The organism is Pseudoxanthomonas sp. LjRoot125, assembly GCF_964252705.1.
Classification (GTDB): Bacteria; Pseudomonadota; Gammaproteobacteria; order Xanthomonadales; family Xanthomonadaceae; genus Pseudoxanthomonas_A.
The window spans coordinates 3180693-3207137 of record NZ_CAXUOY020000001.1 but is presented as its reverse complement, the minus strand read 5'-3'; the positions used below and the strand labels follow the sequence as shown (position 1 = coordinate 3207137).

Below are 26445 nucleotides of genomic sequence, written 5' to 3'. Positions count from 1 at the left end.
CTGCATGGCTCGCGCAGGATGGGGCGTCCCGCCGATAATGGGCGCATACCTGCATCTGGAACCTGCCATGTCCGATCCCCGCCACGACCCGTCCCGCGTCATCCGCGCGCCGCGCGGTGCCACGCTCACCTGCAAGTCCTGGCTCAGCGAAGCGCCGTACCGGATGCTGCAGAACAACCTGGACGCGGACGTCGCGGAAGATCCCACCTCGCTGGTCGTCTACGGCGGCATCGGCCGCGCCGCGCGCGACTGGGCCTGCTACGACGCCATCCTGAAGTCGCTGCGCGAACTCGACGACAACGAGACGCTGCTGGTGCAGTCGGGCAAGCCGGTCGGGATCTTCCCCACGCATCCCGATGCGCCGCGCGTGCTGATCGCCAACTCCAACCTGGTGCCGCACTGGGCCACGTGGGAACACTTCAACGAACTCGACCGCAAGGGCCTGGCGATGTACGGCCAGATGACGGCCGGCTCGTGGATCTACATCGGCAGCCAGGGCATCGTGCAGGGCACGTACGAAACCTTCGTCGAGATGGGTCGCCAGCACTACGGTGGCGACCTGACCGGCAAGTGGATCCTCACCGCGGGCCTCGGCGGCATGGGTGGCGCGCAGCCGCTGGCCGCGGCGCTGGCGGGCGCGAGCTCGCTCAACATCGAATGCCGCCAGTCCAGCATCGACATGCGCCTGCGCACGCGCTACGTGGACGAACAGGCCACCGACCTCGATGACGCGCTCGCGCGCATCGCGAAATACACGGCGGCTGGTGTGGCGAAGTCCATCGCGCTGCTCGGCAATGCGGCGGAGATCCTGCCGGAGCTGGTGAAGCGTGGCGTGCGTCCGGATGCCGTCACCGACCAGACCAGTGCGCACGACCCCGTGCACGGCTACCTGCCGATCGGCTGGACCGTGGAGCAGTGGCTGGCCGAACAGAAGGCCGAACCCGAACGCGTGCGCGATGCCGCCAAGCAGGCCATGCGCGTGCACGTCGAGGCGATGCTCGCGTTCCAGCAGATGGGCGTGCCCACGTTCGACTACGGCAACAACATTCGGCAGATGGCGTTCGACCAGGGGTTGAAGAACGCGTTCGACTTCCCGGGCTTCGTGCCGGCCTATGTGCGTCCGCTGTTCTGCCGCGGCGTGGGCCCGTTCCGCTGGGTCGCGCTCAGCGGCGATCCCGAAGACATCTACAAGACCGACGCCAAGGTGAAGGAGCTGATCCCCGACGATGCGCACCTGCATCGCTGGCTGGACATGGCGCGCGAGCGGATCAGCTTCCAGGGCTTGCCGGCGCGCATCTGCTGGGTCGGCCTGGGCCTGCGCCACACGCTGGGCCTGGCGTTCAACGAGATGGTGCGCAACGGCGAACTGAAAGCACCGGTCGTGATCGGTCGCGACCACCTCGACTCCGGCAGCGTGGCCTCGCCCAACCGCGAGACCGAAGCGATGAAGGACGGCTCCGATGCCGTCAGCGACTGGCCGCTGCTCAACGCGATGCTCAACGTCGCCGGTGGCGCCACCTGGGTGTCGCTGCACCATGGTGGCGGCGTGGGCATGGGCTACTCGCAGCACTCGGGCGTGGTCATCGTCTGTGACGGCACGGAAGAGGCCGACAAGCGCATCGCGCGCGTGCTGTGGAACGATCCCGGCACCGGCGTGATGCGGCATGCGGATGCGGGCTACGAGATCGCCCGGCAGTGCGCGAAGGAACAAGGCCTGAAATTGCCGATGGCGTAGTTGGAACGGAGCCGCCGCATGTGGTAAATAATGCGAGGGGGCATAGGTCATGTCGTTCGTCGACGTATTCGTCGACCATCATCGGACCTGTGGGGTCAAAAGCATCGCTTCTGATCGCCGCATAACGTTGCTAAGTGTCACTATGCGCGCAGTATGTTACATACGGTAATGCGATAAGTTGATGATCTATGCCCCCGACTTTCAGTCAGAATAGCTCCGACTTTTTGAGCGTTAAGAGTCGGTCTGATCTGGCCGGCTGGCTTGGCCTTTCTGAAAAGGCTCTCCGTTACATTCTTTACAAGCTTCCAGATGACAGAAAGTACTCAACTTTCGAGATAAAGAAGCGCAACGGAAATGCTCGTGTAATTGATGCTCCGAGCCCTGCGCTAAAGTTTCTCCAATCCAAGCTCGCGGGAACCCTTTCCGAGATTGCCCCGCCAAGGTGGCTGGCGAAGGGTTATGTAAAGGAAAGATCAATCTTCGATCATGCGAAAGTTCATCGAACTAAGCGATGGATTGTGCTCGCAGACATAAAAGATTTTTTTCCTTCCATCAACTTTGGCAGAGTTCTCGGAGTCTTCCGTGCGGCCCCTTTCTCTTTCGAACATGAGGTGGCGGTTTGTTTGGCTCAGTTGTGCACAAAAGACGGCCGGCTTCCGCAAGGAGCTCCGACTTCGCCAGTAATTTCAAACATTGTCTGTCGGCGCTTCGATAGAGAGCTGTTGGAGCTCTCCAAGAGGAGTCGGTGTTCTGTCAGTAGATACGCGGACGATGTCTGTTTCTCTACCAACACTCGAGAAATCTCGGCGCGAGTCGCAGACTTTGTTGGAGAGGCTGGCTGGGTGCCGGGCTTGGAGTTGAAGAGCGTCTTCGAGCGAAACGGATTCTCAGTCAACTCCGACAAATTTCTGGTTAGAAGCGGTCGAGAGAAAAAGCTTGTTACAGGGCTTTCTGTCAACTCAGGCGTATCTATCCCGCGATCGTGGCGTCGTCAGCTTAGATCGGCTCTTCACGTTATAAGGAAGTATGGGGAAGCTCCTGGTGACGCAATAGTCCTCTCTTGGAAGCCTGCTTTTCAGCGAAGTTCGGCTTTCAACATTGGTCAAATCATAAGAGGGAAAGTTCGATACGCTCATTGGATCGATCGGTTGGCTGGAAGGGGTTCGGTTGAGGCGTTGCACCGCAACTTCCCCCAGATATCTTCTTATTTTCCAAGATTGAGCGCGACCTACAAGTTCCGAATTCTCGCTGAAGGAGATACGGACCTCCTTCATTTGGAAGCGGCTCTGAATAGCTTTCAGAGTTCCGGAAGGTTTATTGATCTTGAGCCGAGGTATCAGAATTTTTCTGGAGATAAGGGTGACGCCGAGCTGTGGGAGACTCTTCTAAGAATCGCGAAAGTCGACGTTCACGAGCTGACTATAGGCGTCTTTGATTGCGATACGCCCGCTTTCATGAAGAAGAGTGGTCTGGTTCCGGGTGGTCGTGTCCAACTCGGCCGCATGGTCTATGCGTTCTGCTTGGCTCCGCCCGGCGCAGCGACTGCTGAGCCGTTTTGTATTGAATCACTGTACTCGCGAGCCGATGCGACTCGGTGCGATTCATCGTCTAGGAGATTGTTCTTTAGAGATGAGTTTGACGAAACGACTGGCGTATCACTGGATGGTTTGTTCAAGCGGGACTATCCGAAGAATACGTCCGTGGTGGTTTCTGGAAAGGTTGAAAGGGTGTCTGATAACGCATCTGTACTGCTCTCAAAGATGGCATTTGCTAGTAATGTCCACGCGGCTGTAGCTCCATTCGATGGCATGTCTTTCGATGGATTCGGCCCAACTTGGTCCTCATTGAGAAACCTAGTTGTAGCATCTTCATTACGGTAAGGCCCGTAGCCCGCGGACAGCGAAGCGAAACCCGGGAACTCGACGATGCCTGGTGCGTCGGTGGATTCGAGACCGCGATTCCCGGGTTTCGCCTTTGGCATTACCCGGGCTACGAGGGGTTCGCGCATCAACCGTCGTGCGTGTAGCGCTCCGATTCGGCATCCCACCGCAGGTGGATACGCTCGCCCTTCGATGAAGGCTCTTCGTCGGCCGGATCGCAGTCGCCGGAGCACAGGCTCATCATCAGCTCGGCTTCGCACTCCCATTCGCCCGGCTTGGCATGGGGCAACGTGCGGCAGGATTGCTTGCGTGCGTCGAACAGCTTGGCGCGAAGCACCGTCGATTGGCCCGAGGCGGTCAGGGTGACGGGCAGGCCGCCGGCGACGTCGAGCTTTTCGTACAGGTCGAAGAACGCGCGACGCACCTCCTCGGCGGAGGGCTCGCGATCGGGCACCGGCGAGCCCGGCGATGCAGCCTGCGCCGCCGCCGCGGCGATCGCGGTGGGCGCGCCGGCGGCATCCAGGGTCGCGAAGCTCCGTCCCCCCAGTTGCCGCTGGATCGCCGACGCCCATTGCATCTCGAAACCGTCGGGCCCCGTCACCAGCAACCAGCCTTCGGCGCTGCGACCCTCCAGGGTCAGCCCGTAGCGTTCGATGAGCGCGGCAGCGGCATCGTGCTTGCCCTGCTCCGGCTGTACCACGATGCGGCCGGCGAGGAACGTACCCGGCGGATCCATCGTCGCCTCCCGCGGGTAGGGCGTGCCTTCGACGATCAGCGTCGTCCCGTCGTACTCCACGTACGCATTGCCGTCCGGGCCACCGCCGCCACAGCCGGCAAGGCACGCAACACACAGAAGTACGCCCAGTACGCGCCCGACACGGGCGCCCCGCGATAGGAGATGCATGGAGGCCTGTTCCTCGGTCGCCGTGGTGGCGCCGTCCCTGTCATTAGAGTGACATGACATGGGATCCTCGTGACAGGGGGCAATGGGTGCCGGCGCGATGGGCGCCAACCCTGGCGGTGTGGCCACCTCTTCTCACACCAAGGTCCATCGTCGGATGTTTTCCGGTGTTTCTTCTCACACCAAGGTCCAGCATTGGATGTATTTCGGTGTTTCTTCTCACACCAAGGTCCAGCGTTGGGTGTATTTCGGTGTTTCTTCTCACACCAAGGTCGAACGTTGGATGTTCTCCGGTGTTTCTTCTCTCACTAGCGCCCAGCGTTGGATGTATTTGGGTGTTTCTTCTCTCACTAAGGTCCAACGTTCGACCTTCTCGGGTGTCTCTTCTCTCACTTAGGTCCGCCGTTGGGCGTTTCAGAGGCTGACATCTGCTGCGGCACGCGCCGGATCTTCGACATGTCGTAGCCCAGCGCCTCGATCTGGCGCAGGCGGGTCTGGTAATCGGCGTCGGAGATCGTGGGCGTGCGCGCCATCAGCCAGACGTAGTCGCGCTTGCTGCGCGCGACGATCGTCTGCTGGTAGTCGGCATCGACGAACGAGATCACGTACTCGGCCTGGATCGGCCAGACGAACTGCATGCCCCACACCGCGCCGCCGCTGTCCGGCTCGACCTTGCCGATGGGGTGCATCGTCTTCTCGGGACCGTTGAGCGCGCCCTTGCGGAAGCGGAAGGTGGTCTGGATGCGGCCATCCGGCAGGCGCGCATACGACTCCACCGCGGCGTAGGCGTCGCGCTCCGTAAACGAAGGGATGTGCGCGATCACGTACCAGTCGCCCATGAAGCGGTCGACATCGACCGGCGCGGCGGTGCTGATCGTGGGTTTGACGGTGCCGGACCGGCAGGCGGTGGTCGAGGTCGCGATCATCAGGGCGAGCAGGGCGAAGGGCAGGGTGCGCATGTCAGCGCTCCGTCGAGGGCCGTTGGAAGCGGTAATGCGCGACCAGCCATTCCTGGCCGTCGCGATAGCCGAACAGTTCGGCGCACGCCATCCAGAACATGCGCCAGCGCTGGTTCCAGAGCGCGGCGGCATCGCCATAGGCCTCGCGCAGCACCGCCATCACCTCGTCGCGGTGCGCGTCGTGCCGGGCCAGCCAGTGGTTGGCGGTGCGCTGGTAGTGGGTACCGTCCAGCAGCCAGCGTTCCTGCAGCTTCAGATGCTGCTGGAAGAACAGCAGCAGGTCCGCCGACGGCATCATGCCGCCGGTGAAGAAGTGCCGGCCCATCCAGTTGTCCTCGCCCTGCGTCTCGAACGGATACATCAGGTGGCGGTGCACGAAGATGTGCACGAACAGCAGCCCGCCGGGTCGCAAGGCGTCGTGGATGCGCTGCATCAGCGCGGCATGGTTGCTGACGTGTTCGAACATCTCCACCGAGACGCAGCGGTCGAAGGTCCTCGCGTCGAGCTGCAGCTGGTTCACGTCGCAGGTGATGACGCGCACGTTGTCCAGCCCGCGCTCCACGCAGCGCGCTTCGATGAAACGGCGCTGCGAGTGCGAATTGGACACGGCGGTGATGCGCGCGTTCGGATAGCGCGCCGCCATCCACAGGGTCAGCGAACCCCAGCCGCAGCCGAGTTCCAGGATGTCCTGGCCGTCGGCCAGCGCCGCGCGTTCGCCGTACAGCGCGAGCATCGCGTCCTCGGCCTGCTCCAGGGTTTCGGTACCGGTGGGGTAGTAGCAGCTGCTGTACTTCAGCCGATCGCCCAGGCAATGGCGGAAGAAGTCCGCCGGCAGTTCGTAATGCTGGCGATTGGCGGCATCGGTGTGCACCGCCAGCGCGCCCTGGCGCAACGCGCGCAGCCGATGCGCGAGCAACGCCGACTGCGCTTCCTGCCCGCCGCCGGCTTCATCGCGCAGCCGTTGCGCGCACAACTGACGGATGCCGGCGCGGACCAGCGCATCCGGCAACAGGCCACGTTCGGCCAGGCCCAACAGGCCGGGGGCGGCGCGGTCGGCGGCAAGTTCGTCCACCATTGCATTCATCGTGTCGCCTCCTTGGCGGCGGGTTTGGGGAACCACGGAAACAGCATCGGCGTGGTGCGCTGGTAGTCGCGGTAGTCCTCGCCGCGCGTGCGCAAGGCCTGCGCCTCGGTGTAGGGAATGCCGCTGATGAAGCGCAGGAACACGTACATCACCACCGGTCCGCACCACGACAGCCACGCCCACGGCGAGCCGACGGCCAGTGCGATGTAGGCGAACCAGTGCAGCCATTCGAAGAAATAGTTGGGATGGCGCGAATACCGCCACAGGCCGTCGCGGCAGGTGCGGCCACGGTTCGCGGGATCGGCACGGAAGCGGGCGAGTTGGCGATCGGCAATGGCCTCGCCGGCGACGCTGGCGATCCAGATCGCCACCGCCAGCGCGATCCACGGCCATGCGGTGTGCTGCGGGCTGCGCGCGGCCGCGGCGAAGGGCAGGGCGAACAGCACCACCAGCAGGGCCTGCGCCATGAAGAACAGGAAGAACTTGCCCTGGTGCCCCTGCCAGTGCGCGCGCAGGTGGCGGTACCGCCCGTCTTCGGGTTCGTGGCGCACGCGATGCCACAGGTGCAGCGCTAGCCGCGCGCCCCACAGCCCACCCAGCACGGCCAGGGTGACGCGGGCCTGCCAGGCGCCATCACCGATGGCCGCGAGCACGACGGCACTGCCACCGACGCAGGCCGACCACAGCACGTCGACGATGCCGGCATTCTCGCGGCGCCGCTGCCAGCCCCAGCCCAGCGTCATGACGACGGCGGCGAGCAGCGCGACCAGCGCGAGGGCGTACAGCGGGTTCATGCGGCCCCCGACCCGTGGCCGGGGCGCGCCATCAGCAGGTGCGACACGCCGATGGAGCGTTCCAGGAAGCCGCCTTCGCAGTAGGCCAGGTAGAACTCCCACAAGCGGATGAAGCGCTCGTCGAAGCCCTGCGCGCGCACCTCGTGCAGCCGCGTCATGAAGCGGCGCCGCCACGCGCGCAGCGTGTAGGCGTACGACAGGCCAAAGTCTTCCTGGTGCACCACCTGCAGGTCGCTGGCGCGCGTCTTCGCGGCATACATCGCGCTGAGCGACGGGATGAAGCTGCCGGGGAAGACGAAGCGCTTGATGTAATCCACCGAATCGCGCGCCTGCACGTAACGATGGTCCTCGATGGTGATGGCCTGCAACAGCGCCTGGCCGCCCGGCCGCAGCAGCGCGCCCAGCTTGCCGAAGAACGTCTCCAGGTACGGCGCACCGATCGCTTCGATCATTTCGATGGAGACCAGCTTGTCGTATTCGCCCTGCAGGTCGCGGTAGTCCTGCAGCAGCAGCGTCACCCGGTCCTGCAGGCCGGCGTCGGCCACGCGTTGGCTGGCGAGCGCGTGCTGCTCGCGCGAGATCGTGGTGGTGGTGACGTGGGCGCCATAGTGGCGGGCCGCATGCAGGGCGAAGCCGCCCCAGCCGGTGCCGATCTCGATCACCCGGTCCTGCGGCGTCAGCGCCAGCTTGCGGCACACGGCGTCGAGCTTGCGGTACGACGCGGTGTCCAGATCATCGTCGGGCGAGGCGAACATCGCCGACGAGTACATCAGGTCCGGCGACAGGAACAGGGCGAAGAAATCGTTGCCCAGGTCGTAATGCGCCGCGATGTTGCGGCGGCTGCCTTCGCGCGTGTTGCGCCGGAGCGCATGCCAGCTGCGCAACGCCCAGCCGCCCAGCCGCGCCATGCCCGTTTCCATGCCGTCGAGCAGGGCGCGGTTGCGCACCAGCAGCCGCACCAGGCCGACGAGATCGTCGCAGCGCCATTGGCCGGCGATGTAGGCCTCGCCAGCGCCCACGCTGCCCTGTGCGGCGACGGCGCGGTAGAACGCCGGATCATCGATCCACAGGTGCACGGTGGACAGCGCACCGGGCCCGGCGTTGCCGAAGCGATGCTCGCCCAGCGCGTCGCGCACGACCAGCACGCCATGGTCCAGCGCATCGAGGCGGGCCAGCAGCTGCGAACGCAGCAGGCGGTCGAGTGCGCCGTAGGTCGGCGTGGCGGAGGAAGCGGCGATCTCGTTCATGGGGTCTCGCGGGCGAGGGAAGGGTGGTCGTGCACCGGCGTGCGCTTGAGCCACAGGCGCAGGGCCTGCCAGTGGATGCCGGTCATCACCTGGGTGGTCATCAGCGGGTAGCGCCAAAGCACGCGCGCCAGCGAGGCACCGTTCAAGGGTCGGCGCAGCAGGGTGAGGGTGGCGTCGAAAGCGCGCTGACCCTCGCGGTCCACCTGCATGTGCACGCGCAAGGCGTCGTCCGGCAGGGTGAAGCGCCAGCGGTAGTCGCACTCCATCGGCAGGAACGGCGAGACATGGAAGGCCTTGTCGAACCCCCATTCCCAGCCATCGCCATAAGGCGCGCCGTCGCGCACCGGCAAGACGTAGCTGTGCCGCTCGCGCCAGGGCGTGTTGGTGATTTCCGCGAGCACGGCATCCAGCGTGGTGCCATCGGGCTGGAAGCAGTAGTAGAAGCTCACCGGGTTGAAGACGTAGCCCGCATAGCGCAGGTGGGTGAGCAACCGCACCGGACCCGTCGGACGGTATCCGAGCTGCCGTGCCACGCGATCGCGCACGGCCTCGGCGAGTGGCTGGTCGTGCGGCGCCAGGTAGTCGCTGCGATGGAACGCGGCCAGGTTGCGGCGTTCCACCGACCACAGCCAGCGCCCGTCGAACACGCGATCGAGTTCGTCCAGGTCCAGGTAGAGCTGCGCCATCCGATAGCGAAAGGCGTGCGGCCGCGGCGCATGCCGGCGATGCCGCACCCAGCCTTCGTAGACGGCACTGGCGAGCGGCGCGTTCATGCCGGCACGGCCTCGGCGTGCCGCAGCGCCGTTGTCGTCGGCGGCTGCGCCTCGAACGCATCCACTAACGCGCGCGCGCTGCGGATGCCGTCTTCGTGGAAGCCCCATCCCCAGTACGCGCCCGCGAACCAGGTGCGGCGATGCCCCTGGATCTCCGCCTTGCGGGCCTGCGCCGCGACCATCGCCTGGTCGTAGACCGGGTGACGGTAGTGCATGCGGCGCAGGATGTGGGCCGGATCGATGGCCTCGCTGCGGTTGAGCGTGACCACGAACGGTGCGGGCGAGGGCACGTCCTGCAGCAGGTTCATGCAGTAGCTGACGGTGCAGGGCGCCGACGGGTCGCGCGGCACATGCGCGTTCCAGGCGGCCCACGCCTTGCGGTTGCGCGGCAGCAGGCGCGCGTCCGTGTGCAGCACCGTGTCGTTGGACTGGTAGCGGATGGCGCCCAGCACGTCGCGTTCGCGCGCATCGGCATCGTGCAGCAGCGCGAGCATGTCGTCGCTGTGGCCGGCCATCACGACATGGTCGAAACGTTCGCGGCCCTGACGCGTATCGACATCCACGCCCTCCGCATCGCGCCGGACCGCGAGCACGGGGCAGGACACGCGCTCCTGCACGCGCCAGCGGGCTCGCAGCGCGTCCACATACGTGGCCGATCCGCCGGTCACCACGCGCCAGGGCGAACGCTCGCCCAGCGTCAGCATGTGGTGGTTGGCCATGAACTGGACCAGGTAGCGCGCCGGGAACGCGAGGATGCCCTGCGGCGGCGACGACCACAGCGCGGATGCCATCGGCACCAGGTGCTCGTCGCGGAACGCGGCACCGTAGCCGCCGTGCTGCAGGTACTCGCCCAGGGTCGGCCCCGCGTCGTCGCCTTCCAGCAAGGCAGGCGCTTCGCGATAGAAGCGCGCGAGGTCGCGCAGCATGCCCCAGAAGCGCGGCGACACCAGGTTGCGGCGCTGGCAGAACAGCGTGGCCAGCGAGGTGGCGTTGTACTCCACGCCACTGCGTTCGCTGTGCACCGAGAAGCTCATCGTGGTCGGTTGCGAGGCCACGCCGAGTTCGTCGAACAGGCCGCACAGCAACGGATAGTGCTCGGGGTTGAACACGATGAAGCCGCTGTCGATGCGGTACTCGCGCCCTGCCTGTTCGACGGTGTGCGTGTGGGTGTGGCCGCCCAGGTAGTCGTTGGCTTCGAACAGCACGACCTCGTGCCGCTGCTGCGACAGCCACCAGGCCGAGGCCAGGCCGGCGATGCCGGAGCCGATGACGGCGATGCGCATGCTCAGCGCCTCGCCTTGGCCAGCACCCACGCGGGCACGGGCTTCAGGTCGCGCACCAGCCCCAGCAGCGCGAGCGTGCGCAGGCCGTACCAGGTCAGGTCGATTTCCCACCAGCGGAAGCCCTGGCGCGCGGTGCCGGGGAAGAAGTGGTGGTTGTTGTGCCAGCCTTCGCCGAAGGTCAGCAGCGCCAGCCAGAGATTGTTGCGGCTGTCGTCGCGCGTGTCGAAGCGGCGACGGCCGAAGCGGTGCGCCAGCGAGTTGATGGTGACGGTGGCGTGGAAGAGCGCCACCGTGGAGAGGAAGAACCCCCACACCAGCAGCTGCGGGCCATTCGTGCCGAGGCCCGGCGCCAGGCGCTCCAGCAACATGCCGATGCCGAACAGCGCGGCCGCCAGCAGCACGGGCACGACGGTGTCGTAGCGGTCCAGCCAGCGCAGTTCCGGATAGCCGGCCAGGTCGGGGATGCGCGACCAGTCGGTGCGGAAGCCGCCACGGGTCAGGAACCAGCCCGCATGGCTCCACCAGAAGCCGTGCTGGTTCGGCGAATGCGGATCGGCCGCGGTATCGGCGTGCCGGTGGTGATTGCGATGGTGCGCCGCCCACCAGAGCGGCCCACGCTGCACGCTGGACGCGCCGATCAGCGCGAACACGAACTGCAGCACGCGCGAGGTGCGGAAGGTGCGGTGCGAGAAGTAGCGGTGATAGAACCCGGTGATCGCGAACATGCGCACGGCGTACAGCGCCACGGCCACGATCACGGCGATGGGCGACACACCGACCCACACCACCGCCACGCAGGCCAGGTGCATGCCGAGGAAGGGGATAGCGCGCAGCCAGTCGATGCGCCCCGCCTGCGCGGCGTCATCGTCCGCGCGCGCCTCGGTGTCGAACCAGCGCGACAGCGTGGACAGGCGCGTTGCCGTCGTGCGGGTGGGGGAAGCACTGGCCGGCATGACGTTCTCCGCTGCGTTGATGGGGCTTACGCAGGACGGCGACGATCGGATGCAGATACTTCGTTCATTGACCGCAGGTGCGCACCAGCGGTGTCGCGCGTGCGCGGCGGAGCGCATCGGCGTCGGCGGGTGCGGCCGGGTCGGGAAAGACGATGCGCACGTCCTGGTGGTTGCCCGCGGCGTCGCGGATGGTCGCGATGCCGGCGAATTCGAGCAGGCGCTGGTCCGCATCGGCATAGGTCAGTTGCATCGTTGGTGCGATGAAGCCGTACCAGCGGTCCAGCCGCATCGTCAGGCGTTGCGCAGGAATGCCCTGCCAGCGCAGCGCCGTGCCCGGACGCAGGCTGATCGGGACGAAGGCCATGCGGCTGGGCAGCAGGAAGGGTTGGTCCACGTCACGGCCGGCGCGCAGCGCGTCCCAGTGGAGGCGGACGCTCGCGTCGAAGCCGGCGTCGATCACGCCGCCGGCCGGCAGCGTGATCGCGCGTTCGCGCGCGGTCGCGTCGGCCGAGGGGCGCACATAGACCGTGCGACCCCGCGGGCCGGTGCGCACGCCTTCGCGGTAGCCATCGCGGGCATCTTCGAAATCGAAGTCCGGGGCCTGTGCCGAGGTGCGTTCCACGACGGTCTTGCGCGCGAAGGCGCGGCCGTCGGGGCAGCGATAGAGCACCAGCCGGTGGGCGAGCCCGTCCTGCCGGTAGCGCCAGTGCGACTCGCGGTACAGCAGGGTGTCGCCCTTGCGTGCGTAGGCCCGGGCCTCCTGGCGCAGGATGTCCGCGTTCGCGCCGGCTGGGATCGCCAGGCAGGCGAGGGTAAGGCCCAGCAGGGTGCGGCATGCAGGCATCGGTCGTCCTTCCAGGGGCACGGCGGGCTATACGTGCGGGGCGTCGGGACGGATGCATGGCGGGGTGCATCCAAGTCGCCCCATCCCGCGTAGACGCCGCCATCACATGCCACAACGGGACCCCTGGCTTACCATGCCGTCCGACTTCACAAGGAGACCGTCGTCCCCCGGGACGACCCGGCCGGTGTCCACGCCCACGCCTTCATCGCGGGATGCCCACGACTGGGCCGGCGACATGGTCGCCGTCGCGCGGCTGCGCGACCGGGCGAGCTTCCTGCGGCTGTACGACCACTTCATGCCGCGGCTGTGCCTGTACCTGCGCGGCCTGGGCAACGCGGAGACGGTCGCCGAGGACCTCGCGCAGGAAGCCCTGCTCCGGTTGTGGCAGCGCGCCGCGATGTACGACCCGCACCAGGGCGCGGTGTCTACGTGGCTGTTCCGCATCGGCCGCAACCTGCACATCGACCGCGTGCGGCGCGAGCCCGGCTGGGTGCAGGTGCTGGAAGAAGGGGACGCGGTGAGCGACGAGGACCTCGCGCGGCCGTTCTCCACCGCCGAGGACTATGCCGAGCACGTGGACCTGCGGCGTCGCATCGACGAACTGCCGGCCATCCAGGCGCGCCTGATGCGCATGTCGTATTTCGAAGCCAAGAGCCACCAGGAAATTTCCGATGAACTCGACATGCCGTTGGGCACGGTGAAGTCGCACCTGCGGCGCGCGTTCCTGCGCCTGCAGGGCCAGGTAAGGGGGCAGCCGTGAATCCGCACCACCATCTCGATCCCTCCACCGTGGTCAGCTATGCCGCCGGCGCGCTGGCGGTGGAAGTGGCGGTGGTCGCCGCCACCCACCTGGAAACCTGCGCGCACTGTCGCGCGCGCGTGCAGGAGGCCGAACGCATCGGTGGCCAGCTGGTCGAGCACCAGCAGCCGGTCGCGGCGTCCACGTCGCGCCTGGCCGGCCTGCGCGCCGCCATGCTGGAACAGCTCGATGCACCGTTGCCCGAGCCCGCCACGCCCGCACCGAAGGCGGCGCCGTACGAAGATGACGATCGCCTGCCCGCGCCGTTGCAGCCGTACTTCGGCACGTCGTATCGCGCGCTGAAGTGGCGCTGGATGGCGCCCGGCGTGCACTGCATTCGCGCTTCCGATACGAAGACCGGTACGCTGCTGATGCTGAAGATCGGCCCTGGCCGCAGCATGCCGGTGCACAGCCACGGCGGCACCGAGCTGACCCAGATCCTGCGCGGGGCTTACCACGATGCGCTGGGCCACTTCGCGCCCGGCGACGTGGCCGACCTCGACAGCGATGTCGAACACCAGCCGGTCACCGTGCCGGGCACGGCGTGCATCTGCGTGTCCGCCCTCGATGCGCCGTTGCGCTTCCCCGGTTGGCTGGCGCGCCGCTTGCAGCCGTTGTTCAAGCTGTAGCGCCGGTGCCCGCGAAGGGCACCGGCGATGACGATCAGAACTTCCAGCCCACGCGGGCGTAGTAGAACCCGCCGTTGAAGCCGTACGGCGAATGCACGGGATAGGCCGCACCGGCGACCGCCGCACCCCACGGATTGTCGTCCGGGGTTTCGTCGAACAGGTTCTGCGCGCCGACGTTGACGTACAGGCCGGAAGCGAACGTCCAGCCCACCTCGGCGTCCACGATCACCTTGCTGCCTTCGTAGATCGGCAGGCCGCCGTCCTCGGCGAGGATCGCGCCGCTGTCCAGGTGATCCTCGTACCACGAGCCGTAGTAGCCCACGCGGAGGTTGGCGTGGAAGACCTCGCGCTTGTGGTTGACGCTGAAGTAGCCCTTGGTCTTCGGCAGCGATTCCTCGATCTTGTAGACGCGGGCTTCGTTGATGAAGTTGGGGTCGTAGCGGTCGACTTCGGTCTTGTTCCAGTTCGCGGCGAGCGAATAGGTCGTGGTGCCGCCGAAGTGGTCCGTCTCCACGCTGGCCACCAGGTCCACGCCCGTGGTGGTGGTATCGAACGCATTGCCGAAGTAGGTGACCGAACTGAGCGATGCCGCTTCCGGATTGCCGGAGTCGACCAGCGCGTCGCGCTCTTCGGGCGTGAGCGCGAAGCTGGTGCTGAGCGCGATGCGGTCTTCCACCTCGATGCGGTAGCCGTCGAGCGTGACCAGCCAGTCGCCGCTGCTCCACACCATGCCGAGCGAGAGGTTCTTCGACTCTTCCGGGGTCAGCGGGCGGGAGCCCTTCAGGATCGCGATGGGATTGGTCGGCGGCAGCGTGGCGATGTCTTCCAGCACGCTGCCGTTGAACGCGGTGCTGATCTGGCTGATGTTCGCCTGGCCGGGCGTCGGTGCGCGGAAGCCGGTGTTGTACGCGCCGCGCAGGGCGAAGGTGTCGGACACGTCGAAGCGCGCCGTCAGCTTGCCGTTGGTGGTGCTGCCGAAATCGTCGAAGTCCTCGTGGCGGATCGCGGCGGCCAGCAACAGTTGCTCGGTGAACTGGGCCTCCAGGTCCAGATAGACCGCCCAGTTCTTGCGATCCCATTCGCCCGCGGTACGCGGATTGAAGCCGTTGAAACCGTTGGACCCGAGCGCGAAGCCCTGCTCGGTCAACGGGCCGATGCCGGTCGAGGCCGCATCGCCGGCCTTCACTTCGAAGCTTTCCTCGCGCCACTCCGCACCGGCCGACAGGCGCAGCGGGTCGGCGGTGAAGCTGGTCTCGATGTCGCGACCGACATCGAAGTTCACGCCCTTCTCGGTCTGGGTGTTGCCGCCGGGGCTGAAGCGCAGGCCCGCGGGCTGCGCGGCGCCGAGCGAAGCGTTGACCGTGTTGTAGATGACGAAGTCGATGTCGTTGCGGCCGTAGGTCACGCTGGCATCCCAGTGCCAGGCATTGCCCCAGGTGCCCTTGACGCCGCCGACCACGGACATGTCTTCCAGGCTGCCGCCGAAGCGGGGCGTGAAGCCACCGGGCAGTGTCGACAGGAAAGTGAAGCAGTTGGACGGCAGCGCCGCGACCGCGGCACTGACGGTGCTGTACGGAATCAGGTTGCCGGCGCCATCGCGCAGGGCGATGGTCGGGCAGCCGCCGGCGCCGGTGGTGTCGCCGATCAGCAGCGTGTCGCCGCCGTCGTTGGAGTACACGCCGGAACGCGCGGTCGGGTCGCGGAAGTAGAAGCCGCCATCGACTTCGCGTTGCGCATAGTTGCCGAACAGATACACGTCCACGCTGTCGCCGGTGATGCCGAGGTTGGCGACGAACTTCAGGTCGTCGTCCACCTTCGGCGAACCCCAGATCTGCGCCGGCACCGGTACGCCGGGATAACCCGCGGCGATCGCGGCCGCGGCGTCGTTGCGCTGCACGCTGCGCGAGGTGTCGTCGGCCTGGCGCCACTCGGCGGTCAGCGTCGCGTAGCCGCGCGCGGTGAGCGGCAGGCCGATCTGTGCGGAGTACTGCGTGGTGAAGCCGTCGCCTTCGTAGTACTGGCCGGCGAAGGCTTCGAATGCGCCACCCTCGCTGATCTTCTTCAAGCCGAAATTGACGACGCCGGCGATCGCGTCGGAGCCGTACTGCGCGGCCGCGCCATCGCGCAGCACTTCCACCTGTTCCAGCGCGAGCGACGGGAAAACGGAAAGATCGGGGCCTTGCGAGCCATCGGACAGGCCGTGGCCAAGGAAGGTGATGACAGCGGAGCGATGGAAGCGCTTGCCGTTCACCAGCACCAGCGTGTTGTCGGGCGGCAGGCCGCGCAGGTTGGCCGGGCGGATCAGGCTGGCCGCGTCATCGATCGGAATCGTACTGACGTTGAACGACGGGACCAGTACGCGCAGCTGGTCGAGCGCGTCGGTCGCGCCCTGGTTGCGGAATTCCTCGGCGCTGATGATGTCGATCGGCACGGCGGACGAGGACACGGTGCGCGGTTGGCCGCGACTGCCGAGGACGGACACGGTGTCCAGCGTGGTGGCTTCGGCGGTGGCGGACGCAGGCGTCGGTTCGGGCGGTGTCTCCGCGGTCTGCGCGGCGGCGGTACTGCTGCCCACCAACGCCGCGGCAGCCAAGGCCCATTTCACGGCGGACGCCAGCGGCGCCCTGGTAATTCGTGCGTACGGTTCCGCTCTCTTGCCCATGTGTAGCGCCCCTAACAAAGTGTGGTGGAAAAGGTGGCCCTCGTTCGGCATGCGGATGCGTGCACGCGATGCCGCCTTGAACCTTAGGCGCGGGCAAACCGGCCGAAGTGTGGCTCATGTCACACGACGACACGCGGTGACACGAAGGTAATTTGCGTTCTTCCATACGCTTCGCGCGCATCGCACGTGCGTGGTGCGAATTTCGTCGTCGCACGCGCGTCTCGAACCTTCCGAGTGCGAACGGAGAGGCTGGCCGCGACGTCGCGGAGTGAGGTCGCAGGCGTCCAGCGAAGTGCTGCCGTCTTCACGCCAGCGTGAATTTCCATCACGTAAATGAATGCGTAGACGGCCTCGCGCCGTCTCATGCGCGGAGATGGCGGCGGCTAGAATGTCCGCATGCAATTGAAAGACAAGCTGGCGATCCTGGCCGATGCGGCCAAGTACGACGCGTCCTGCGCGTCCAGCGGCGCCGGCCAGCGGCACTCGCTGGGCAAGGGCGGCATCGGCAGCACCGAGGGCATGGGGATCTGCCATTCGTATACGCCCGACGGGCGCTGCGTCTCGCTGCTGAAGATCCTGCTGACCAACTTCTGCATCTACGACTGCGCGTACTGCGTCAACCGTGTGTCCAGCAACGTGCCCCGGGCGCGCTTCGCCACGGCCGAGGTCGTTCGGCTGACGCTGGAGTTCTACAAGCGCAATTACATCGAGGGGCTGTTCCTCTCCAGCGGCATCATCCGCAACGGCGATTACACGATGGAGCAGCTGGTGGAGGTTGCCCGCAGCCTGCGCGAGGACCATCGCTTCGCCGGCTACATCCACCTCAAGACCATCCCTGAGGCATCCCCGGAACTGCTGGCCGCGGCCGGTCGCTACGCCGACCGCCTGAGCATCAACGTGGAGCTGCCGACGGAAGCCGGCCTGAAGCAGCTCGCGCCGCAAAAGCAGGCGCAGGGCATCCGCGACGCCATGGGCGAACTGCACACGCGCATCCTGGCGGCGAAGCCCAGCAAGCAGGAGGCCCAACCGAAGCGCCGTCGGCCGCCGAAATTCGCCCCGGCCGGCCAGAGCACGCAGATGATCGTCGGTGCGGATGCCGCGGACGACCGCGCCATCCTGGTCAGCAGCGATGCGCTGTACCGCCAGTTCCGCATGCGTCGCGTGTACTACTCGGCGTTCAGTCCCATCCCGGACGCCTCCACCCAGCTGCCGCTGCGCGCGCCGCCGTTGCTGCGCGAGCACCGCCTCTACCAGGCCGACTGGCTGCTGCGGTTCTACGGGTTCGACGTGAAGGAGATCGTCGACGAAACGGCCGGGCAGGACGGCATGCTCGACCTGGACATCGATCCCAAGCTCGCGTGGGCGCTGCGCCACCCCGAGCGATTCCCGGTCGACCTCAACGCCGCGCCGCGCGAGATGCTGTTGCGCGTGCCGGGCCTGGGTGCCCGCAACGTGCAGCGCATCGTCGATTCGCGTCGCCAGGGCAAGCTGCGCGTGGCCGACCTTGCACGCCTGCGCGCGCCGCTGCAGAAGCTGCTGCCCTTCGTCGTGCTGCTGGATCACCATCCGCGCCAGCGGCTGGACGATCCGGCGCGCCTGCGCCGCGAGCTGGCCCCGGCGCCGCGCCAGGCCGATCTGTTCGGCTGACGCGCACGATGTTCCGCGCCACCGTCATGCCCGCCTGGGACCTGGATGCCTGGCGGACGCAGGCGCGTCACGCCTGGGAGGCCGAGCTTCCGCCGGAGGTCGTGGAATGGCAGGCGGATGCGCAAGGCGAACTGCTCGCCAGCGCTGCGGTTACCGAACAACCGGTGCGCCGCCAGGGTTTGTCGGTACCGGCGGAGTTCATGGCGTTCGCGGCATCGGTGCTCTGCCATCGCGATCCTGGCCGGCATGCGCTGTTGTATCGCCTGCTGTGGCGCATCGGCAACGGCGAACGCGCGCTGTTGGATCGCGCCACCGATGCCGACGTGCACCGGGCGACGCGCTGGTCCCAGGCCGTGCGCCGGGACAGCCACAAGATGAAGGCGTTCGTGCGCTTCCGCCAGGTCGAGGGCGAAGACAACGCCTACATCGCCTGGTTCGAGCCGGACCAGTACATCGTCGATCGCGTGGCGCCGTTCTTCATGCGCCGCTTCGCTGGGATGCGCTGGGCCATCCTCACGCCGTATCGGAGCGTGCAGTGGGATGGCGAACAGCTATGGGCGGGCGAGGGCGCCCAGCGTTCGGATGCCCCGGCCGACGATGCCGAAGACGCGTTGTGGCGCACGTACTACGCCAACATCTTCAACCCGGCGCGGCTCAACACCCGGATGATGCGGCAGGAGATGCCGCAGAAATACTGGAAGCACCTGCCGGAAACCCACCTGCTGCCCGATCTCGTGCGCGAAGCCGGGCGCCGCGTGCGCGAGATGGACGAGCGCGAAGCGCAGGCGCCGCGGCGACGCATCCCCGGCCGCCCGCGTCCGCAGGACGACTGACTCACGGTTGCCGCGGGAACGCCTGCAGCGCGGGATCGATCACCGCCCATGCCGGCGCCGAATCGGTCCAGATGACAGTGGTCGGCACGATGCCGCTGGCATCGTCGAGCGTGCCGACCCGGATCACCATGCGCTCGGTGTTCTCGCGCGCCTCGCTGAAGATCGGCGTGCCGCAACGCGGGCAGAACGAGCGGCGCATGTGGTTACCGCTGTCCGCCACGCTGTCCCAGCCGGCCAGTTCACCGTCCACCCGCACGGCGTCGCGCGGCACGAGGATGTTCACCGCCGCATTGCCCGTGGTCCAGTACTGGCAGTCGCGGCACCAGCACAGCCGCACGGCGAACGGCGCCGCGTCGAGGGTGTAGCGCACCGCGCCACATCGGCAACCGCCTGTCCGGGTCATGCCGGTCTCCACTGGGTCGCCGCGATCCGGCGCGCCACCACAGTAGCGCACCGGACCTGTCGTGCTCAGCCGCGCAGTTCGACGACAGGGGTGAAGCCGCCATAGACCATGCGTTGCCCATCGAACGGCATCGGCGGATTGTCCGTGTTCGACGGATCCATGCGCGGGTCTTCCATCACCTTCTTCGTTCCGGCATCGCGCGCTGCCTTGTCCGGCCACTCGACCCACGAGAACGCCACGTTCTCGTCGTCCTTGGCCTGTACGGCGCGGAAGAAGTCGGTCTGCTTGCCGTGCGGCACGTCGTCGCCCCATGCCTCGATGATGCGGGCGGCGCCGTATTCCATGAAGATCGCGTCGAAGGTGTTGGCGAAATCAGTGAAGGCTTCCTTGCCGTTCGACGGCGCGGCCAGGATGAAGCCATCCACGTACGACGACCGCGCGCCCTCGGGACCCAGCGTTACCGTCGGCACGAAGCCGCCGTAGATCAGCCGCTTGCCGTCGAACGGCATCGGGTTGTTCTCCGGCGACATGCGTGGGTCGTCCATCATCTTCTTCATGCCGGCATCGCGCGTGGCCTTGTCCGGCCACTCGATCCAGGAGAACACCACGCTTTCGTCGGGCTTGGCCTGCACGGTCCTGCGGAAGTCGGTGACCTTCCCGTCCGGTACGTCGTCCTCCCAGCACTCAACCACGCGCGTCGCGCCCTGTTCGATGAACACGGGGTCGCCGAGGTTGGCGTGGTCGATGAACTTCTGCTTGTTGGCGGTGGGCACGGCGGCCACGAAACCATCGATGTACGGCATGGGAAACCTCCGGAATCACGGCGCCGGAATGACGCCTTCCTGAACACGACGAACGGGTGGGACGGAATTCGACAGGCGGCTGGCCGGTGCCCGCCGACGGGGGCGTTCAACCTGCCACGATCAGGACGAAGGTGACGTGATGGCGGTTTCTGCAACGGGCGCGGTACCGCGCCGTCCGGGCCTGTGGGGCATCGGCAGCGGCGTATGGATGTGGGGCCTGCTGGCCCTGGTGGGCATGGGCTTCTGGAAGACCTATTTCAGCCGCCTGGGCCTGGCCGATGCAGTCACCCACCTGCACGCCGGCCTGATGCTGGCCTGGGTGGCGATGCTGCTGGTGCAGCCCTGGCTGATCCGCACGCGACGCACGGCGCTGCATCGGCAGATCGGCCAGTTCTCCTACGGCGTGATGCCCGGCGTGCTGCTGACCGCATTGTGGCTGTCGCACCTGCGCATCGCGGCGGCCCCGCCGGAGATGTTCGGCCTGCAATCGATGCTGCTGTACCTGGGCACTGCGGCGTCGCTGATGCTGGCGCTGTTCTGGGGCCTGGCCATCGTCCACCGGCGCGAACCGGCGCTGCACGCGCGCTACATGGTCGCCACCGCGCTGGTGATGATCGATCCCGCGGCCGCGCGCCTGATGCTGGCGTTGCTGCCGGAAGGTATGCGCTTCAATCCGTCATGGGGCGGCTATGCACTGACGTTCGCGATCCTGGCGGTGCTGATCGTGTTCGATCGCGCGGCGCCGCGTGGGCGCGGCGTGTTCCGCTTCGTCGCCGCGGTGTTCGCGGTGAACTTCGTGCTGATGCACGTGGTGCCGGGTACGCAGGCGTGGCAGTCGTTCGCGCACTGGTGGGCCGCACTGGGCGGTTGAGTCCTGCCTATCGCTGCATGCAACGGCGGTAGCGTTCGTCCACCCGGGTGGCGAACCACGCCGTGGTCAGTTCGCGGGTGATCTTCGGGCTTTCCAGCGTGATGCCCGGGATCACCGCGCGCGGCAGCGGTTTGCCGGCGCGCGATTCCGCCAGCGCGTAGACCCGCGCATACAGCGGGGTGTCGTCAAAATCGAGGCGGCTGCCACGTTGCAGCGCTTCGCGGATTTCGCGCTCATCCATGCGCAGCTCGCCGGCCAGGCGGCGCACGGCGCGTTCGGTCTGGCCCGGCTTGTCCATCGGGGCGCCCGGGTTCAGCAGATCGCCATCGAGCGCCAGTTGCGTACCGGCGGCGATGCCCACCGCACTCTGGAACGCCGCATTGCGGCTGGCGTACCAGCCGGCGTTGTAGTCGGCGAAGCGGTGCACCTTGCGTGTGTACGGCGTCTGGTAGCCCAGCAGATGGGCGATGCCGAAGTACATCCCGCCGCGTCGCGTGAACACTTCGTCGCGGATGCTGCCTTCGACCGGATAGGGGTAGCGCGAGGCATTGGCTTCGGCGAACGGAATGCCCACCTGCATCGGCCCACCGGTCTGCACCGGGTTGTAATCGGTGAACAACCGCTTGCCCAGCGGCACGCTGCCGATCATGTCCTCGTAGATATCGCTGAGGTCGCGCTCGGTGCGCACGCTGCGCAGGCGGTCGGCGTAGCTGCGGCCGTCGGGCGAGCGCAATGCGAGCGCGGCATCGACCATGAATGTCGGCACGTGCACGGCGGCCGCGCGGCGGTCGATCTCCCCGCGCGCGATCTTCGGCAGGTTCGCCACCGCGGGATTGGCGACATAACCGGATTCCTGCTCGGTGATGGCCAGCACCGCGCAGATGTTCTCGCTGGTGGGCTCGATGCGCTGCGCGGCGAACGCGGTCTCGATGTCGGCGGCCCAGCGGTCGCGGTCGGCCACCTTGGCGGGCATACGCCGCACGATCTCGCTGCGCGTGTCGGCGGGCGGTCGCGTGGGCGCCGGCGGGGCGGTGACGCAGCCGGCGAGCAGCAGGGCAAGCGCCATGGGGGCGACGCGTGTCAGGGAGCGCAAAGCGGGCGATGTCGTCATGCGTGCAGCATACGGAGCGGCGTCACCGGTTGCATGGTTCGCCGCGACATGACCGGGGTGCCGCGATGTGGATAATCGCCGTTCCCCCATCGTCGCCCGACCATGACCGACGCCCTCGACAATCCCTTCTGGGCCGCCCTGGATTCGATCCACCACGGCATCGCGCTGCGGGTGGGCGAGGTGGCGCGCTATCCGTCCGACCATGCGCCGTTCCTCGGCGTCGCGTCGGCCGAAGTGAAGGTTGGCGATGCGCTCGCGCGCCTGGTGGCGCCGGAGGAAGCGGTGTATCTGCTCGGCGTGGCGCCCGCCGTGCCGGCAGGCTGGGTGCTGCGCGCATTCCGGCCGCTCGCGCAGATGGTGTGCGACGCACCGCTCGCGCCCATCGACGGACCGGAGATCGTGCCGCTGGGCGATGCGCACCGCGAGGACGTGCTGGCGCTGACCGCGCTGGTGTATCCGCATTACTTCCGCCCGCGGACGATGGACATGGGGCGCTACTTCGGCCTCTATCGCGAGGGCCGGCTCGCCGCGATGATCGGCGAGCGCCTGGGCGACGACGGCCATCGGGAAATGAGTGCGATCTGCACGCATCCGGATTTCAACGGACACGGCTACGCCGGCCACCTCACCACCTGGCTGACCAACGACACGCTGGCGCACGGGCGCCAGCCGTTCCTGCACGTCAGTTACGAGAACCCGCGTGCCCTGGGGTTGTACGAGCGCCTCGGGTATCGCGTGCGGCGCGATATCGGGTTCTGGTCGCTGCGCCGGGCCTGAGGCCGGGCCTGCCTGATCGGTGATCCAGCTTCGTGAAGTCCTGTTGACACCCCCGTGCGCGACGGCGGCTATGGTCGCCGCTCCTGCATGAGGGAGTGACCGCATGATCGAAACCCTGGCCAGCCCGCCGCATGTCGCTGCGTATCGTTTCACCGGCCAGCTGACGGGCGAGGACTACGACGCGTGCATTGCCGACCTGGAAACACGCCTTGCGCGGTTCCCGCGGATCGCCGTGCTCAGCGACCTCAGCGACATGCAGGGTGTGTCGCTGGACGCCGTCGGCAAGGACCTGCGCTATGCCGCATCGAAGCTGGGCGAGTTCGGTCGCTTCGCACGCGCGGCGATCGTCACCGACAAGCGGTGGCTGGTGGCTGCGACGGAATTCGCGGGGCACCTGTTGCCGAACACCGATGTGCGCACGTTTGCGCAGGACGAGCGCGTGCTCGCGCTCGCGTGGGCGGCGGAACTCGATCCGCACCGCCCCGTAACCTGAAGGTCTAGGGGAACAAAGCCCCGCTGAGCACCGCCAGCGTCATCCCCAGGCCCATGAAGGCCAGGCGGTGCAGCAGTGAAAAGGGGGCGGGTGCGCGATGCATGGTGCTATCCAAACCTGAGTGGCGCGAACGCGCCGTGAAGCCCCTGTGTCCGATTGAACGCCGCCGACGGGCGGCACCGGCCACCCGAGCCGATAGACGGCGCCTGACGGCGTACCTATAGTGCGTGCATAGGGGAGGGGCCATGGATATGCAAGGACGCGGTGGAACCCGTGCACAGGGTCTGGGCGCGGCGCAGGTGGGAAGGGGGCGCCGTCGCCTCAAGTGCTTGGTGCTGTTCCTGTTGGCGCCAGTGCTGTTCCAAGCTTCGTCGTCGACACCGCCTACGTTGGTCAGCGTGGCGGGCGGCGGAAGCCAATTGGGCGACGGTGGGCCGGCAACGCAGGCCCTTTTGGGCACGCCGGTGGACGTCGCTCTCGACAGCAGCGGTAACGTCTACATCGCGGACGTGACGCAAGCGCGCGTACGCAAGATCTCCGTCGATGGAACCATCACCACGGTCGCGGGCAATGGCTCGACGACGTACAGCGGCGATGGAGGTGCGGCAACGGCGGCGGGCATGAAGCCCGCGGCGATCGCCGTCGATGCGGGCGGAAGCCTCTATATCGCCGACCACGCGGGTTCGCGCATCCGCAAGGTGGCGCCGAACGGCATCATTTCCACCGTGGCGGGCACCGGCACGCGCGGGTTCAGTGGCGACGGCGGTCCTGGCACGGTGGCGATGTTGTACGACCCTGCCGACGTTGAAGTCGATGCGGCAGGCAACGTCTACATCGCCGACTTCGGCAACCATCGCATACGCAGGTTGACACCCAGCGGCACGATCACCACCGTCGCCGGTACGGGGTCGGACAGCTATGGCGGCATGGGCGGACCTGCGACTCAGGCCGATGTCGGCTATCCGATGGGCCTTGCTGTTTCGCCCCCAGGCGAGATCTATGTGGTGAACGGTTTCGTGGTCAGCCGGATCGATCGCGATGGGGTCATCACGATGGTGGCGGGAAATGGCATGTTCAGTGGGGATCCGGCCGCCACCAGCACGATGAGTGACGTGCGCGACGTCGCGGTCGACGGTCGTGGAGATGTCTACATCTCGACCAGCCACACCATCCAGATGGTGACGCCGGAAGGCGGCATGCATCACGTGGCAGGCACGCAGGACACGCGCGATGGTCAACGGAATACGACCTACGGCTTTGGTGGTGACGGAGGGGTTGCCACTCAAGCGTTGCTCTCGGGCCCGTCTGGCATCGCGCTGGACGCAGCAGGCAATCTGTTGATTGCCGACCGCTACAACGCCCGCCTCCGTCGATTGAGTCCGGTCCCGCACCCCGAGCCGCCACCCGGTATCGGTGCTTTTCAGGGCCAGATCAATCGGTACAGCAACTTCTACAAGGACATGGTGTCTGGTGACTTCAACGGCGATGGCCGTGATGATGTCGCCTTCTCCACCGCCAAGGACGCGTCGAACGAGCAGAGCAGCAACGTACCGAGTCGCGTGGGCATCATGCTGCAAACCGCGGCGGGTAAACTGGCGGCACCTGTCTACGTCGACTTCCCGGCTGTCGTCCGGCCGCCCTCCGTGGCGGACTTCCATGGTGGAGGCATGGCCGTGGTCGATATGGACGGTGATCGCATCGTCGACATCCTGATCGCGCAGGGAGACGGCGTCGGGTTGATTGCAGGATCACGTTCCGGACAATTCTGGCGCGCGTCGTTCAGCGGAAGTCTTGGGGTGCCCACAGACCGACTGCTGGTAATGGATGTAGATCGGGACGGGCGTAAGGATGTGGTGGCGCGCAGCCTGGAAGCAGCCGGCAGTGGGCAGGCGGGCGTGAGCATCTACTTCGGCAGCGGCGCACAGGCTTTGCGACGCGACTTCATCGCGTTGGCGTTCCCGTTCGGTAGCATGGCGTCCGGCGACCTCAACGGGGATGGGGTCGCCGACTTGGCTCTGGGCTACACCTTTGCTGGCACGGACGACGGAGGTGCCGCGTTACTCGTCCATGATGGTGCGCGCGGATTCCTGCCTCCTGCGTTTTATGCAGCGCCTGGCAGTGGAAGCACGAATCTAGCTGTGGGCGATCTGGATCGCGACGGCCGCCTGGACATCGCCATCACGCGCAACCGCGTCAGGACGAACGCCAACGTACACATCCTGTACCAGCGGTTCGGCGGGCAGTTCCAACCGATCCCGCTGGCAACAGCGCCAGAACCGGACAACGTCGTCATCACCGACATGGATCGTGACGGTTTCAGCGACCTTATCGTCCTTCACGTCAACAATTCCTCGTTGGGATACTTCCAGCAGAGCCCGACGCGCGGCCTGACCATTGAGGCGCGCTACTTCGGGGGCGGTGCTTACAACTATTCTTTCAATCCCATCGCACTCGGCGATGTCAATGGCGACGGCCATCTGGACGTGGTGCTTCGCGAGGGCAACACCGGTGTTTACGTGCGAACGGGCACCGGACGCAGGGTTGGGCTCCGCGTCAACGGAGGCCAGCCGCTGGTGCCGCTGGGATCCGGGAACAGCGCAACGGTGGCATGGCCTCAAAGTGGAGGGGTGTCGACGGGATTGCGATCGCTCCTTCGGACGGATGCGCCCACGGAGACCGTTGCGCATGCGTCGGGCGTGATGGCACAAGGAGCGCGTTGGCTACGTGCATGGCAGCCGCAGGTGCAAGTTCAACGCCTGCTCCGATTCGTCCAGGCGTGGAATGCGAGGGCGACCGGGCTTGCGCGGCGCCTGCTTGGTGAAGGACGACCTGCAGATGCATTGATGTTGCCTGCACCCCAAGCCTCCACGTCACCATCTCGGGCGGGGGCGATGGCTCAATCCGCGACGATTGCGCGGCCTCTGCGCGATGGCAGGGCGGCCATCTGCGACCGCCTGCGCTGAC

General features: G+C 66.7%; 22 protein-coding genes and 2 pseudogenes. 10 read left to right on the top strand and 14 right to left on the bottom strand.

Going from position 1 to position 26445, the window contains the following annotated elements:
• The first annotated feature begins 67 nt into the window (after positions 1 to 67).
• Both hutU and ACSION_RS15025 read left to right on the top strand, forming a co-directional pair.
• Positions 68 to 1735 (top strand): urocanate hydratase, encoded by a 1668-nt coding sequence (gene hutU / locus ACSION_RS15030; RefSeq protein ID WP_435306560.1) that lies wholly within the window; start codon positions 68 to 70, stop codon positions 1733 to 1735.
• 188 nt (positions 1736 to 1923) lie between these two features.
• Positions 1924 to 3615, top strand: coding sequence for a reverse transcriptase domain-containing protein (locus ACSION_RS15025; protein WP_435306559.1), 1692 nt, complete (start codon positions 1924 to 1926; stop codon positions 3613 to 3615).
• Between the two features lie 127 nt (positions 3616 to 3742).
• Here ACSION_RS15025 and ACSION_RS15020 read toward each other — a convergent pair whose 3' ends face one another.
• The 9 genes from ACSION_RS15020 to ACSION_RS14980 form a co-directional block, all read right to left on the bottom strand.
• Positions 3743 to 4411 (bottom strand): hypothetical protein, encoded by a 669-nt coding sequence (locus tag ACSION_RS15020; protein ID WP_435306558.1) that lies wholly within the window; start codon positions 4409 to 4411, stop codon positions 3743 to 3745.
• Between the two features lie 494 nt (positions 4412 to 4905).
• The gene (locus tag ACSION_RS15015; RefSeq protein ID WP_435306557.1) at positions 4906 to 5475 is read right to left on the bottom strand and encodes a lipocalin family protein; all 570 of its coding nucleotides are present in this window, start codon (positions 5473 to 5475) and stop codon (positions 4906 to 4908) included.
• Position 5476: 1 nt separating this feature from the next.
• Positions 5477 to 6559 carry a class I SAM-dependent methyltransferase gene (locus ACSION_RS15010; RefSeq protein ID WP_435306556.1) on the bottom strand — a complete coding sequence of 361 codons (1083 nt, stop codon included), beginning with the start codon at positions 6557 to 6559 and terminating at the stop codon, positions 5477 to 5479.
• Positions 6556 to 7344 carry a DUF1295 domain-containing protein gene (locus tag ACSION_RS15005; RefSeq protein WP_435306726.1) on the bottom strand — a complete coding sequence of 263 codons (789 nt, stop codon included), beginning with the start codon at positions 7342 to 7344 and terminating at the stop codon, positions 6556 to 6558. The genes ACSION_RS15010 and ACSION_RS15005 overlap by 4 nt, the downstream gene beginning before the upstream one ends.
• Before the next feature lie 5 nt (positions 7345 to 7349).
• Positions 7350 to 8600: a class I SAM-dependent methyltransferase gene (locus ACSION_RS15000; RefSeq protein ID WP_435306555.1), complete on the bottom strand. Its 1251-nt coding sequence runs from the start codon at positions 8598 to 8600 to the stop codon at positions 7350 to 7352.
• Positions 8597 to 9373 carry a DUF1365 domain-containing protein gene (locus ACSION_RS14995; RefSeq protein WP_435306554.1) on the bottom strand — a complete coding sequence of 259 codons (777 nt, stop codon included), beginning with the start codon at positions 9371 to 9373 and terminating at the stop codon, positions 8597 to 8599. The genes ACSION_RS15000 and ACSION_RS14995 overlap by 4 nt, the downstream gene beginning before the upstream one ends.
• Positions 9370 to 10656, bottom strand: a complete 1287-nt coding sequence (locus ACSION_RS14990; RefSeq protein WP_435306553.1) for an NAD(P)/FAD-dependent oxidoreductase — start codon at positions 10654 to 10656, stop codon at positions 9370 to 9372. Before ACSION_RS14990 ends, ACSION_RS14995 begins: the two co-directional genes overlap by 4 nt.
• Before the next feature lie 2 nt (positions 10657 to 10658).
• On the bottom strand, positions 10659 to 11609 hold the full coding sequence (locus tag ACSION_RS14985; protein ID WP_435306552.1) for an acyl-CoA desaturase: 951 nt from the start codon (positions 11607 to 11609) through the stop codon (positions 10659 to 10661).
• Between the two features lie 64 nt (positions 11610 to 11673).
• A complete protein-coding gene (locus tag ACSION_RS14980; protein ID WP_435306551.1) occupies positions 11674 to 12453 on the bottom strand; it encodes a hypothetical protein in 780 nt (259 codons plus the stop codon).
• Between the two features lie 133 nt (positions 12454 to 12586).
• Between ACSION_RS14980 and ACSION_RS14975 the strand changes: the two genes are divergently transcribed.
• Both ACSION_RS14975 and ACSION_RS14970 read left to right on the top strand, forming a co-directional pair.
• Positions 12587 to 13213, top strand: a complete 627-nt coding sequence (locus ACSION_RS14975; protein ID WP_093487211.1) for a sigma-70 family RNA polymerase sigma factor — start codon at positions 12587 to 12589, stop codon at positions 13211 to 13213.
• Complete coding sequence (locus ACSION_RS14970) at positions 13210 to 13881, top strand: ChrR family anti-sigma-E factor (protein ID WP_435306550.1); 672 nt, start codon at positions 13210 to 13212, stop codon at positions 13879 to 13881. The genes ACSION_RS14975 and ACSION_RS14970 overlap by 4 nt, the downstream gene beginning before the upstream one ends.
• A 34-nt stretch (positions 13882 to 13915) precedes the next feature.
• Here the strand turns inward: ACSION_RS14970 and ACSION_RS14965 are convergent, their stop codons facing one another.
• The gene (locus ACSION_RS14965; protein WP_435306549.1) at positions 13916 to 16486 is read right to left on the bottom strand and encodes a TonB-dependent receptor plug domain-containing protein; all 2571 of its coding nucleotides are present in this window, start codon (positions 16484 to 16486) and stop codon (positions 13916 to 13918) included.
• Between the two features lie 453 nt (positions 16487 to 16939).
• Between ACSION_RS14965 and ACSION_RS14960 the strand changes: the two genes are divergently transcribed.
• Together ACSION_RS14960 and ACSION_RS14955 are read left to right on the top strand one after the other, a co-directional pair.
• Positions 16940 to 18190 (top strand): putative DNA modification/repair radical SAM protein, encoded by a 1251-nt coding sequence (locus tag ACSION_RS14960; RefSeq protein ID WP_435306548.1) that lies wholly within the window; start codon positions 16940 to 16942, stop codon positions 18188 to 18190.
• An 8-nt stretch (positions 18191 to 18198) separates the two neighbouring features.
• Positions 18199 to 19011: pseudogene (locus ACSION_RS14955) on the top strand (TIGR03915 family putative DNA repair protein); the annotation flags it as partial.
• A gap of 13 nt (positions 19012 to 19024) precedes the next feature.
• Here the strand turns inward: ACSION_RS14955 and ACSION_RS14950 are convergent.
• The 3 genes and pseudogenes from ACSION_RS14950 to ACSION_RS14940 form a co-directional block, all read right to left on the bottom strand.
• The gene (locus tag ACSION_RS14950) at positions 19025 to 19426 is read right to left on the bottom strand and encodes a GFA family protein (protein ID WP_435306547.1); all 402 of its coding nucleotides are present in this window, start codon (positions 19424 to 19426) and stop codon (positions 19025 to 19027) included.
• A 65-nt stretch (positions 19427 to 19491) separates the two neighbouring features.
• Positions 19492 to 19881, bottom strand: coding sequence for a DUF1428 domain-containing protein (locus ACSION_RS14945; RefSeq protein WP_435306725.1), 390 nt, complete (start codon positions 19879 to 19881; stop codon positions 19492 to 19494).
• Positions 19876 to 20229, bottom strand: a pseudogene (locus ACSION_RS14940) (DUF1428 domain-containing protein); the annotation flags it as partial. The gene ACSION_RS14945 and the pseudogene ACSION_RS14940, both read right to left, overlap by 6 nt.
• Positions 20230 to 20368: 139 nt before the next feature.
• Here ACSION_RS14940 and ACSION_RS14935 point away from each other — a divergent pair.
• A complete protein-coding gene (locus tag ACSION_RS14935; protein WP_435306546.1) occupies positions 20369 to 21100 on the top strand; it encodes a hypothetical protein in 732 nt (243 codons plus the stop codon).
• 7 nt (positions 21101 to 21107) lie between these two features.
• On the opposite strand, the gene ACSION_RS14930 is transcribed toward ACSION_RS14935, so the two are convergent.
• On the bottom strand, positions 21108 to 22166 hold the full coding sequence (locus ACSION_RS14930; RefSeq protein ID WP_435306545.1) for a DUF1615 domain-containing protein: 1059 nt from the start codon (positions 22164 to 22166) through the stop codon (positions 21108 to 21110).
• Positions 22167 to 22313: 147 nt separating this feature from the next.
• Here ACSION_RS14930 and ACSION_RS14925 point away from each other — a divergent pair, with 147 nt between their 5' ends.
• From ACSION_RS14925 to ACSION_RS14915, 3 genes are all read left to right on the top strand, one after another.
• A complete protein-coding gene (locus tag ACSION_RS14925; protein ID WP_435306544.1) occupies positions 22314 to 22988 on the top strand; it encodes a GNAT family N-acetyltransferase in 675 nt (224 codons plus the stop codon).
• 103 nt (positions 22989 to 23091) lie between these two features.
• Entirely contained in the window at positions 23092 to 23481 is a 390-nt protein-coding gene (locus ACSION_RS14920; protein WP_435306543.1) for an STAS/SEC14 domain-containing protein, read from the top strand.
• Positions 23482 to 23813: 332 nt separating this feature from the next.
• Positions 23814 to 26444, top strand: coding sequence for an FG-GAP-like repeat-containing protein (locus tag ACSION_RS14915; protein ID WP_435306542.1), 2631 nt, complete (start codon positions 23814 to 23816; stop codon positions 26442 to 26444).
• The last annotated feature ends 1 nt before the right edge of the window (position 26445 follow it).

Bases quoted from the DNA above. Each gene is read 5' to 3' on its own strand.
- hutU (WP_435306560.1), top strand. From the start codon at position 68: ATGTCCGATCCCCGCCACGACCCGTCCCGCGTCATCCGCGCGCCGCGC.
- ACSION_RS15025 (WP_435306559.1), top strand. From the start codon at position 1,924: ATGCCCCCGACTTTCAGTCAGAATAGCTCCGACTTTTTGAGCGTTAAG.
- ACSION_RS15015 (WP_435306557.1), bottom strand. From the start codon at position 5,475: ATGCGCACCCTGCCCTTCGCCCTGCTCGCCCTGATGATCGCGACCTCG.
- ACSION_RS15010 (WP_435306556.1), bottom strand. From the start codon at position 6,559: ATGAATGCAATGGTGGACGAACTTGCCGCCGACCGCGCCGCCCCCGGC.
- ACSION_RS15000 (WP_435306555.1), bottom strand. From the start codon at position 8,600: ATGAACGAGATCGCCGCTTCCTCCGCCACGCCGACCTACGGCGCACTC.
- ACSION_RS14995 (WP_435306554.1), bottom strand. From the start codon at position 9,373: ATGAACGCGCCGCTCGCCAGTGCCGTCTACGAAGGCTGGGTGCGGCAT.
- ACSION_RS14990 (WP_435306553.1), bottom strand. From the start codon at position 10,656: ATGCGCATCGCCGTCATCGGCTCCGGCATCGCCGGCCTGGCCTCGGCC.
- ACSION_RS14985 (WP_435306552.1), bottom strand. From the start codon at position 11,609: ATGCCGGCCAGTGCTTCCCCCACCCGCACGACGGCAACGCGCCTGTCC.
- ACSION_RS14980 (WP_435306551.1), bottom strand. From the start codon at position 12,453: ATGCCTGCATGCCGCACCCTGCTGGGCCTTACCCTCGCCTGCCTGGCG.
- ACSION_RS14975 (WP_093487211.1), top strand. From the start codon at position 12,587: ATGCCGTCCGACTTCACAAGGAGACCGTCGTCCCCCGGGACGACCCGG.
- ACSION_RS14960 (WP_435306548.1), top strand. From the start codon at position 16,940: ATGCAATTGAAAGACAAGCTGGCGATCCTGGCCGATGCGGCCAAGTAC.
- ACSION_RS14950 (WP_435306547.1), bottom strand. From the start codon at position 19,426: ATGACCCGGACAGGCGGTTGCCGATGTGGCGCGGTGCGCTACACCCTC.
- ACSION_RS14935 (WP_435306546.1), top strand. From the start codon at position 20,369: ATGGCGGTTTCTGCAACGGGCGCGGTACCGCGCCGTCCGGGCCTGTGG.
- ACSION_RS14930 (WP_435306545.1), bottom strand. From the start codon at position 22,166: ATGGCGCTTGCCCTGCTGCTCGCCGGCTGCGTCACCGCCCCGCCGGCG.
- ACSION_RS14925 (WP_435306544.1), top strand. From the start codon at position 22,314: ATGACCGACGCCCTCGACAATCCCTTCTGGGCCGCCCTGGATTCGATC.
- ACSION_RS14920 (WP_435306543.1), top strand. From the start codon at position 23,092: ATGATCGAAACCCTGGCCAGCCCGCCGCATGTCGCTGCGTATCGTTTC.